11 protein-coding genes, 2 tRNA genes and 1 riboswitch are annotated in these 9,040 nt (G+C 44.7%); of the genes, 1 reads left to right on the forward strand and 12 read right to left on the reverse strand.

Annotated elements, in window-relative coordinates; genetic code table 11:
- Nucleotides 1–234 precede the first annotated feature (234 nt).
- The 11 genes from M72_RS10025 to M72_RS10075 form a co-directional block, all read right to left on the reverse strand.
- Nucleotides 235–324, reverse strand: a tRNA-Ser gene (locus tag M72_RS10025).
- Nucleotides 325–422: 98 nt separating this feature from the next.
- Nucleotides 423–508 (reverse strand) — tRNA-Ser (locus tag M72_RS10030).
- A gap of 66 nt (nt 509–574) precedes the next feature.
- Nucleotides 575–1,300, reverse strand: a complete 726-nt coding sequence (ispD, locus tag M72_RS10035) for a 2-C-methyl-D-erythritol 4-phosphate cytidylyltransferase (RefSeq protein WP_022044809.1) — start codon at nt 1,298–1,300, stop codon at nt 575–577.
- A 4-nt stretch (nt 1,301–1,304) separates the two neighbouring features.
- On the reverse strand, nt 1,305–2,333 hold the full coding sequence (gene tsaD, locus M72_RS10040) for a tRNA (adenosine(37)-N6)-threonylcarbamoyltransferase complex transferase subunit TsaD (RefSeq protein ID WP_022044810.1): 1,029 nt from the start codon (nt 2,331–2,333) through the stop codon (nt 1,305–1,307).
- Between the two features lie 2 nt (nt 2,334–2,335).
- On the reverse strand, nt 2,336–2,917 hold the full coding sequence (locus M72_RS10045) for a DUF6715 family protein (protein ID WP_022044811.1): 582 nt from the start codon (nt 2,915–2,917) through the stop codon (nt 2,336–2,338).
- A gap of 4 nt (nt 2,918–2,921) precedes the next feature.
- Nucleotides 2,922–3,833, reverse strand: a complete 912-nt coding sequence (locus tag M72_RS10050) for a ribonuclease Z (protein ID WP_055068128.1) — start codon at nt 3,831–3,833, stop codon at nt 2,922–2,924.
- Nucleotides 3,827–4,258, reverse strand: a complete 432-nt coding sequence (gene rimI / locus M72_RS10055) for a ribosomal protein S18-alanine N-acetyltransferase (protein ID WP_055068129.1) — start codon at nt 4,256–4,258, stop codon at nt 3,827–3,829. The genes M72_RS10050 and rimI overlap by 7 nt, the downstream gene beginning before the upstream one ends.
- On the reverse strand, nt 4,255–4,968 hold the full coding sequence (gene tsaB / locus M72_RS10060) for a tRNA (adenosine(37)-N6)-threonylcarbamoyltransferase complex dimerization subunit type 1 TsaB (protein WP_055068130.1): 714 nt from the start codon (nt 4,966–4,968) through the stop codon (nt 4,255–4,257). The genes rimI and tsaB overlap by 4 nt, the downstream gene beginning before the upstream one ends.
- Nucleotides 4,969–4,978: 10 nt before the next feature.
- Nucleotides 4,979–5,404: a tRNA (adenosine(37)-N6)-threonylcarbamoyltransferase complex ATPase subunit type 1 TsaE gene (gene tsaE / locus M72_RS10065; RefSeq protein ID WP_055068132.1), complete on the reverse strand. Its 426-nt coding sequence runs from the start codon at nt 5,402–5,404 to the stop codon at nt 4,979–4,981.
- 25 nt (nt 5,405–5,429) lie between these two features.
- A complete protein-coding gene (locus tag M72_RS10070; protein ID WP_022044816.1) occupies nt 5,430–5,930 on the reverse strand; it encodes a YcxB family protein in 501 nt (166 codons plus the stop codon).
- A gap of 143 nt (nt 5,931–6,073) precedes the next feature.
- A complete protein-coding gene (locus M72_RS10075) occupies nt 6,074–6,706 on the reverse strand; it encodes an ECF transporter S component (protein WP_022044817.1) in 633 nt (210 codons plus the stop codon).
- Nucleotides 6,707–6,844: 138 nt separating this feature from the next.
- A riboswitch (FMN riboswitch) is annotated at nt 6,845–6,976 on the reverse strand.
- A 91-nt stretch (nt 6,977–7,067) separates the two neighbouring features.
- Between M72_RS10075 and M72_RS10080 the strand changes: the two genes are divergently transcribed.
- The gene (locus tag M72_RS10080; RefSeq protein ID WP_055068131.1) at nt 7,068–7,514 is read left to right on the forward strand and encodes a DUF2752 domain-containing protein; all 447 of its coding nucleotides are present in this window, start codon (nt 7,068–7,070) and stop codon (nt 7,512–7,514) included.
- A gap of 5 nt (nt 7,515–7,519) precedes the next feature.
- Here M72_RS10080 and M72_RS10085 read toward each other — a convergent pair whose 3' ends face one another.
- Nucleotides 7,520–8,926 carry a uracil-xanthine permease family protein gene (locus tag M72_RS10085; RefSeq protein WP_022044887.1) on the reverse strand — a complete coding sequence of 469 codons (1,407 nt, stop codon included), beginning with the start codon at nt 8,924–8,926 and terminating at the stop codon, nt 7,520–7,522.
- Between the last annotated feature and the right edge of the window lie 114 nt (nt 8,927–9,040).

The raw sequence follows: 9,040 nt of genomic DNA on the forward strand, positions 1-9,040 counted from the left end.
TTTATAGAAGCGTTCTTGAATTATTCTCAAAATCTTTCAAGGTTTTTCACTGTTCAGTTATCAATGTTCGTTGTTGTTATTTTCAACAGCTTGTATATTTTATCATGTTTACAAGTCGTTGTCAACAACTTTTTTATTTTTCTTTGTTGTCGTTCTTTCGCGGCAACTCTGATATCTTATCATGTCTGTCGCTTTTTGTCAACAACTTTTTGAATCTTTTTATTTGATTCAAAGCGGAGAAGGAGGGATTTGAACCCTCGCGCCGCTGTTAACGACCTGCACCCTTTCCAGGGGTGTCCCTTCGGCCAGCTTGGGTACTTCTCCATATAGCTGCTCAAATCATTTTCTCTCCCGAGAAGTCATGATATTGACACAGAAAAAGAATTCTTTCGAATTCTTTTTCAAACGGCTCAACCGCCTAGCGGAGAGGATGGGATTCGAACCCATGTGCCCTTGCGGACAAACGGTTTTCAAGACCGCCTCGTTATGACCACTTCGATACCTCTCCGTATTCTGTTTTCGCTGTTCATCTGAATCAGCGCAAGACATATATTACCATCCCCGGCTCTTTATGTCAATAACAATTTTTCATTTTTTTTGCTTTTTTTAAAAAAACTTCTGCAATTAACAAATCTTCCGGTGTTGTGACCTTGATATTCTCGTATTTTCCCTGAACAAGCTTGACTTTATGACCGGTAAACCGTTCCACAATCATTGCATCATCCGTGATCCTTTCGCCGGATTCTGCTGCCTGCCACATTTCCCCATATGCTTCCATTAAAAGTTCATAAGAAAAGCTCTGTGGTGTCTGTACCGCCCACAGACAGCTTCTGTCCGGTGTATCCACAGCATAATGTTTTGCATTTCCCACTTTGATCGTATCTTTTACCGGTACACCAATCACACATGCATGCTCCTCTTCTACGGCACGCATGGACAACCGGATTTCCGTTTCATCAATCATCGGACGTGCCCCATCATGGATCAGAACATAGTCGGTGCCCGCAGCTGCTTTTAATCCTTCATATACTGACAGATAACGTTCTTTACCGCCCGGAATCACCGCGCGGACTTTTCTGAAATCACAAGCCTCTACAATTTCTTTTCTGCAATAGGAAACATCATCTTTTCCTGTTACCAGTATAATATCATCTACCGGACTCTTTTCAAATGCATACAGACTGTAATAGACCAGCGGATGTCCACACAGTTCCATAAACTGTTTGGGTGTATCACTTTGCATTCTTCTTCCACTGCCTGCCGCAAGTACGATCGCTGTATAGCGTTTCCTGTTTTCCATCTGGTCATTCTCCCAATTTCAGATTCGGAACAGCGTTCAAATCCAGCCCTGCACGTTTTCCCGCAATAAAGTCATAATATGCTGCAGCACCTATCATCGCCGCGTTATCGGTGCACAGAATCGGCGAAGGATGATAAAATTTCACCCCTTCTTCACGGCACATCTGTTCCATGGCCGCACGGATTACTCCGTTGGATGCAACTCCGCCGGCAATTGCAAAACTGTCCATATGATATTCGCGAATTGCATGCCGCGCATGATCCACCAGCACATCCGTCACCGACTGCTGGAATGATGCTGCAACATCCGCCTGATTAATTGGAAGATTTTTCATCCTGCATCCGTTCAGATAATTCAGCACCGCAGACTTTAATCCACTGAAACTGAAATCATATACCCCATCTGCAATCTTTGCCCGCGGAAAGGAAATTGCCTTCGGATCTCCTTCATGGGAAACTTTTTCAATTTTTGGTCCTCCCGGATATCCCAGCCCGATTGCGCGTGCCACTTTATCAAATGCTTCTCCTGCCGCATCATCCCTGGTCCGTCCGAGGATTTCATACGTTCCGTAATCCGTCACTTTCACAAGGTGCGTATGCCCTCCGGAGACCACAAGACATAAAAACGGTGGCTTCAGATCAGGATTTTCAATATAATTTGCGCTGATATGTCCTTCTATATGATGTACCCCTACCAGCGGAATGTTCGCAGCATAGCTGATCGCCTTGGCCTCTGCCACGCCAACCAGCAGTGCACCAACCAGCCCCGGCCCGTAAGTCACACCAATCGCATCCATATCCTGTAATGTCATATCTGCATCCGAAAGTGCCTGTGCGATTACCTGATTGATCTTTTCAATATGCTTTCTCGATGCGATCTCCGGTACAACCCCTCCATATAATGTATGGAGAGCAATCTGTGAAGAAATTACATTCGAACGCATATCCCGGCCATTCACTACAACTGCCGCAGCAGTTTCATCACAAGAGCTTTCAATTGCAAGTATTTTTATAGTCTGTTCTGTGTCACTCATTTTTATTCTTCCTCTGTCGAATTCCCCTTGATTTTATAAAATGTACGGATTTTCCAGTCTCCGTTATCGTCTTTTCTAAGCACATACATCTGGTAGGTTTTATCAAACTTTTTATTTTCTTCCGTAAAATAAGAAGCTGTGACATATGCCAGTTTATCCCCGTTGCTGTCATCCGTCAGGTATTTTACATCATCGCTGTCACATACATTGGTCTGACGGATCTTAAAGGAACGGTTCTTGTAATCCGCAATGCTCGTCTCCACCGACTTCTTGTAATCATCCTTGGAATTGTTATCGGCAAGATCCTGATCAAAAAGCATACGCGCCTGATCAATCAGCTTGTCGAACTCATCATCCGTATAATTTCCGGAATAATAACTGGTAATGATCTGGTTATACAGTTTAATCACTGCGCGCGGAGTTTTCGGATAATCATCCGTCAAATTTTTTTCATTGATTCTCTGAACCACCGTCAGATTTTCTTTCGATGCCTGTGAACCATCGCTGTTTTTCATGAAATAAAATCCCACGCACAATAAAACAACACATACTGCTGCTACAACGGTAATCCCAACTTTCTTCATACGCCTATTCCTCCTCAAATGTTAATTCCACACTCTTTCCATCTTTGCCAAGGTATGCATTTGCGAAAATATCCCGCACCTGTGGCATATAATCCTCCGCCCTTACCAGAGACGGAGAAAAATGGGTCAGCCACAGTTCTTTAACTTCTGCACGCTTCGCCATATCTGCGGCCTCATAAAACGTCATATGTTTGTACTGTTTTGCCTTATTTAACTTTTCTTTTTCTGCATACATGCCTTCACAGATAAATAAATCCGATTCTTTTGCAGCGTTTACAATGGTATCCAGCGGACGGCTGTCTGTACAATACGTCACTTTCAGACCTTTTCTTGCCGGTCCGAGTACCATCTGTGGCTCATAGATCACACCATCCTGCTCGATGGTCTCCCCTTTCTGCAGGCGGCTCCATAATTTCATCGGAACATTCTGTTCTCTGGCACGCTCCACCGAAAAACGTCCCGCACGATGGATTTCCACCGAATATCCGTAACAAATGACATTGTGCTTTACACGGAACGCATGAATGTCATATCCCTGGATAGAAAAAGATTCTTCCGACTGTGTCAGTTCTATACAATTGATCTCAAATGGAAGTTCCGGTGCAATTGTCCGCAGTGCCGTCACGACACGTGTGAGTCCTTTTGGCCCGATGATCGTAAGCGGTTCTGTTCTCTCCGCATTTCCCATCGTCAGAAGAAGCCCCGGAAGACCGCTGATATGATCCGCGTGAAAATGTGTCACGCAGAGAATATCGATCGGTTTAAAGCTAAGTCCCGCCTCTTTGATTGCAATCTGGGTTCCCTCACCGCAATCGATCAGCAGACTACTCCCATTATATCTGAGCATAAGTGATGTCAGCCACCGGTACGGCAGCGGCATCATTCCTGCAGTTCCTAACAAACATACATCTAACATAATCGTTTCCACTCCATAATATCTGCATCCTCTCTGGGAAACTGATAAAAATTTTTTCGCACTCCAATTTTTTCAAATCCACATGTCCGGTATAAGTGTATCGCCGGCTCATTTCCGGAACGTACTTCAAGTACGATCCGGTCAATTCCATGTTCATCTGCCCATTGCTGCATCCTAAGAAGAAGCTCTCTTCCACAGCCTTTTTTACGCATTTTCCGTGTCACTGCCACATTGGTAATCTCTCCCTCCGGCGGCATCCGGTACATGCCAATATAACCTGCGATCTGAGGATCTTCCGCCACGAAAAATATGGCATCTTTCATTCCATCCAGAAATCCCTGTTCACTCCACGGCTGGGAAAAACATTCTTTTTCAATTTGTGCAACAGCCGGAATGTCTTCCGCGGTCATCTGCCGTATTCTCATATGCGAAAATCCCTTGCCTTTTCCTGGCGTTCTCTTTCCGCCTGCGACAGGCGCAGATAATCCGGCTTGTGTGCAGCTGCATCCTCAGCCTTTCCCTGACGGTATAAAATGCCGCCGAGTACCGCAACACATGCCGCACGCTGCTTATTGCAATGTGCAGGTGCAAACAGGTATGGTACCTGTAAATTTTCTTTCAGGTAATCGGCAAAAACCGGCACACCATCGCCCAAAAATACGGTTTTCTTTCCACTTTCATTGATCTTTGCGGTAATTTCATCGATTCCTGCCGCACACTGTGGAAGAAGTGTCTGCATCTGCCAATCGGAGAAAGTATACAGTCCGGTATAGGCCTGCTGCCGGCGCGCATCCATAAGTGGGCACACCTGCTCCCTGCACCCCCACAGATTATATGCCAGGGCATCCACCGTCGGCACGGAAACAATCTGTTTGTTCAGGGCAAGAGCGAGTCCCTTGGCCGTTGCAGAGCCGATCCTGAGTCCCGTAAAAGATCCAGGTCCTGCGGACACTGCAATCACATCAATCGTATTCAGATCAAGTTCTATCATTTTTGCTACTTCATCCAACATTGGAAGAAGTGTCTGTGAATGTGTTTTTTTATAATTGATGGTATATTCTCCCAGCAGATTGTCGTCTTCCGTGACCGCAACCCCTGCCACCAGTCCTGAACTGTCCAACGCTAGTATTTTCATATTCTGTCCTCTATCTGTCTAAAATTGTTATTTTTCTGTAGTCGAAACCTTTTTCCAGGTCTTTTTCAATGGTGATCTCCCGGTAATGATCCGGCAATATCTCTTCAATCAGATTGGCCCATTCAATCATCGTCAGACCCTCACCGTAAAAATAGTCCTCATATCCGATCTCGTCCATCTCCTCGATATCCCCGATACGATAGACGTCAAAATGATAAAACGGCATCCGCCCCTCTTCATATACCTGGACAATGGTAAATGTCGGGCTGCAGATCGGTTCTTCAATTCCAAGTCCCTGTGCGATTCCCTGTGTAAAAACCGTCTTGCCGACTCCCAGGTCTCCGACAAGTGTATATACATCCCCGGGCCGTGCCTCTCTTGCCAGTTTTCTACCGAGTTCTAAAGTTTCCTCCGGGGAAAAAGTTTCAAATTCCATAACTTTTTTATCCTGCATACTGCCTCTACGCCTTCATTCTGAGTTTATATTTTTCCAGTTTCTGTTCTGCAAGTGTCCGGAACGCTGCATACTGATCTCCAATCTGCTCCATAGGAATAATATATGCGCTTTTCCGATTGCTGTAGATTAAAATCTGCTTTGCATTCGCTACAATCTTATAAATTGCCTGCCACTCCATATCCCCAGTTTCTTTTCCCTGGGATACATGAATATTTTTCTCTGTAATTTCATAATGCAGTGTGCCGGCAAGCACCTTGTTTGTCTTCAGGGTCTCCTTCGCACGAAACCACAGTGCAACCGGGATATAAAGAAGAAACAAAAATCCTACTGCAATATAGAGCAGGGTGTAAGATGTTTTTCCATTCTGAAAACTGATTCCAGCCATAACAAATCCAAGAATTCCAAGCGCAATGGAACTCCATCCCTGAAACCCGGTATACGTCTGGTACATATTAAACCGATACAGGTCTTTGGGTGATAATGTAACATCAAATGACGCTTTCATGCCTTCTTCTCCTATCCAAAATAAATGATAAGGCTTTCTGCGTATCACACAGAAAACCATTACGTTGTATCATATTATAACAATTTTCCAAACAAAAGAAAAGAGAAAAAAAAGGAGCACCCCACGGGTGCTCCCAAAACCATTTAGTATTCACTTAAACGTCCCTTTAAAACTGGAGATAACGGTTTGTAAATCAGCATACAGATGACAACTGCAATCAGTCCTTTTACAATTGTAAATGGAAGATTAAAGCAGATCAGGCACTGCAGTACACTTTTCATGGATGGTGCAATCGCCTGATACATCTGCAGGATGGCTTCCTCTGCCATACCAGCCTTGTAATATACCGGGTAAACCACAAAATAATTGGAAAACACACTGACTATTCCCATGACCAATGCTGCAACCAGACCACTGACTACTGCACTCTTTTTGGTCTTTTTATGTTTGTAGATATTACCTGCAATTGCCACAAACACGGCTCCGAGAATAAAATTGGAAAGTTCTCCAACAAACATACTGTTTGAAAATGCCAGATGGAGAACGTTCTTGATCAGACAGATCAATACCCCACACACTGGTCCGAGCGCAAAGCTTCCAAGTAGTGCCGGCAGATCCGAAAAATCAAATTTGATAAATGATGGCATGATCGGAATGGCAATCTCCAGATACATAAGCACGAACGCTACGGCAGAAAGCATCGCCGTAACCGTAATATAGCGTACTTTTGTATTCATGCCTCCCTGTTTTACTGCTGTCTTTGTCTGTTCACTCATACGAACTCTCCTTTCAGAATCAATGGAATTCCAGAGGAGTGTTGCCTGCATATATGATCAGAAAATAAAAAACCGATAGATTTCTCTATCGGGGTTCTTTTTCTAGCATACAGTCAACAGTGCAAACATTAATTTGCACTTTTTCTTCTCTCATCCAGACTATACTGTCGGTACCGGAATCTCACCGGTTCGGCTGCAAAAAGCAGTTCACGGACTATACCGTCGGTCGGGAATATGCGTCATCCGCAGCACCCTGCCCCGAAGAATTCCTTCTTTATTTTTCATCGTTATTATATTCACATTGTCCGAAAATGTCAACACCGGCTGGACTTTTTCCCATCCATTTGCTAACATAATTTCCATGAAGATTTCAAATATATTACGCACGGACAAAACTTTAGATTTTTCTTTTTATATCATCGGCTGGGTGTGTCTTATTCTCGCACTCGTGCTCGGACTTGCATGGAAAAACGGTTATTTCCTGTGGATATTCCCTCCGGATGGCTGTGTCCTGCACAATCTGACCGGGTACTACTGTCCCGGATGCGGCGGCACACGCGCAATTCATGCCCTGCTGCACGGACATATTGTGCGCTCTTTCTTTTACCATCCGATTGTTGTGTATACCGCTGTCTTTTTCGGCTGGTTTATGCTGTCCCAGACCATAGAAAAAGCATCCCGCGGGCGTCTTGCCATCGGGATGCATTATCGTGATATTTATCTGTGGATCGCGCTTGCCATTGTACTGCTCAACTGGCTGGTCAAAAATCTGTTTCTCGCCGTCTTTGGCATTGCACTTCTTGGATAAACATTCTATTTCTGATTTTTCAGTTCCTGTTCCAGCTCATGCGGACGCAGATCCACACCGCGAGATGCATCTCCTTCCGGGTCTTTTCCAAATGCATAATCATTTCCCGGCAGAATCGCATTGAGCACGATTCCGGCAATCGCTGCGATGGCAAGGGATGTCAGGGTAATGGAAGTGCTTCCGATCGTAAAGGTCAGTCCATCTGAGAATCCGAGACCGGAAACTAAGATCACACCTGCAATAATGAGGTTTCTGGACTTGGTGAAATCCACATGGTTTTCAACCACATTTCTTACACCGATAGCAGAAATCATACCGTAAAGAATAAAGCTGACACCGCCAATAATGGATGCCGGCATCGAAGCAATAATCTCTGCTACTTTCGGGATAAAACTTAAAACGATCGCATAACATGCCGCAAGACGGACAACCTTCGGATCATGTACACGGGACAACTCCAGAACGCCTGTGTTCTCTCCATAGGTTGTATTTGCGGGTCCTCCGATCATTGCAGAAATGGAAGTTGCAATTCCATCACCGATCAGGGTACGATGCAATCCCGGGTCCTCAATAAAGTTCTGTCCTACCGTTGCAGAAATCGCGGAAATATCTCCGATATGCTCCATCATGGTCGCAATGGCGATCGGTGCCATGATAAGAATCGCTGTAAGATTAAATTTCGGCAGGATAAACGGTGGAAGTCCGACAACAGCCGCCGAGGAAACGCCGGAAAAATTTAAAATAACAGATCCGTCCGGATTCGTAAAACCAAGTCCCTGCAGAACCAGTGCAAACACATACGAAATCACTACACCGAGAAGAATCGGAATAATCTTGAACATTCCTTTTCCCCAGATATTGAAAATAATGATGACCGCCAGTGCCACAATTGCAATGAGCCAGTTTGTGGATGCATTGCTGACCGCAGACGGTGCAAGGCTCAGTCCGATACAGATAATGATCGGGCCGGTTACCACCGGTGGAAGGAAACGCATCACACGTTTTACGCCAACGCACCGGATGATCAGTGCAAGGATCAGATACAACAATCCTGCCACGACAATTCCGCCACACGCATACTGCAGTTTTTCTTTATCTGCCATATTGGCAAATATCCCGGTATCCAGTGCCGCAACGCTGGAAAAGCCTCCCAGAAAAGCAAATGAAGATCCCAGAAAAGCAGGAACCTTAAATTTGGTACACAGATGGAAAAACAAGGTACCGAATCCTGCACAGAACAATGTCACCTGTACAGACAATACCTGTGAGGTACTCTGAAAATAGCTGTTTACCAGAATCGGTACAAGAATTGTCGCTCCGAACATAGCGAACATATGCTGCAGACCAAGCAGCAGCATTTTCGGCGTGCCCAAAACCCTGGCATCTCTTATAATGTCTTTTTGTTGGTTCATTATGAAAAACTCCTCCTAATAATAGTATATTCTAGGCGTTTGCGAAACGCCACAGACCGCATAAATACGGCATTTTTTGTTACCAAATTAAAATAACTCCTCACCGGATATGGT

The sequence above is a fragment of the Roseburia faecis genome, assembly GCF_001406815.1.
Lineage (GTDB): Bacteria > Bacillota > Clostridia > Lachnospirales > Lachnospiraceae > Roseburia > Roseburia faecis.

Coding starts and splice junctions, on each gene's coding strand:
- ispD (WP_022044809.1), bottom strand. CDS start 1,300: ATGGAAAACAGGAAACGCTATACAGCGATCGTACTTGCGGCAGGCAGT.
- tsaD (WP_022044810.1), bottom strand. CDS start 2,333: ATGAGTGACACAGAACAGACTATAAAAATACTTGCAATTGAAAGCTCT.
- M72_RS10045 (WP_022044811.1), bottom strand. CDS start 2,917: ATGAAGAAAGTTGGGATTACCGTTGTAGCAGCAGTATGTGTTGTTTTA.
- M72_RS10050 (WP_055068128.1), bottom strand. CDS start 3,833: ATGTTAGATGTATGTTTGTTAGGAACTGCAGGAATGATGCCGCTGCCG.
- rimI (WP_055068129.1), bottom strand. CDS start 4,258: ATGAGAATACGGCAGATGACCGCGGAAGACATTCCGGCTGTTGCACAA.
- tsaB (WP_055068130.1), bottom strand. CDS start 4,968: ATGAAAATACTAGCGTTGGACAGTTCAGGACTGGTGGCAGGGGTTGCG.
- tsaE (WP_055068132.1), bottom strand. CDS start 5,404: ATGGAATTTGAAACTTTTTCCCCGGAGGAAACTTTAGAACTCGGTAGA.
- M72_RS10070 (WP_022044816.1), bottom strand. CDS start 5,930: ATGAAAGCGTCATTTGATGTTACATTATCACCCAAAGACCTGTATCGG.
- M72_RS10075 (WP_022044817.1), bottom strand. CDS start 6,706: ATGAGTGAACAGACAAAGACAGCAGTAAAACAGGGAGGCATGAATACA.
- M72_RS10080 (WP_055068131.1), top strand. CDS start 7,068: ATGAAGATTTCAAATATATTACGCACGGACAAAACTTTAGATTTTTCT.
- M72_RS10085 (WP_022044887.1), bottom strand. CDS start 8,926: ATGAACCAACAAAAAGACATTATAAGAGATGCCAGGGTTTTGGGCACG.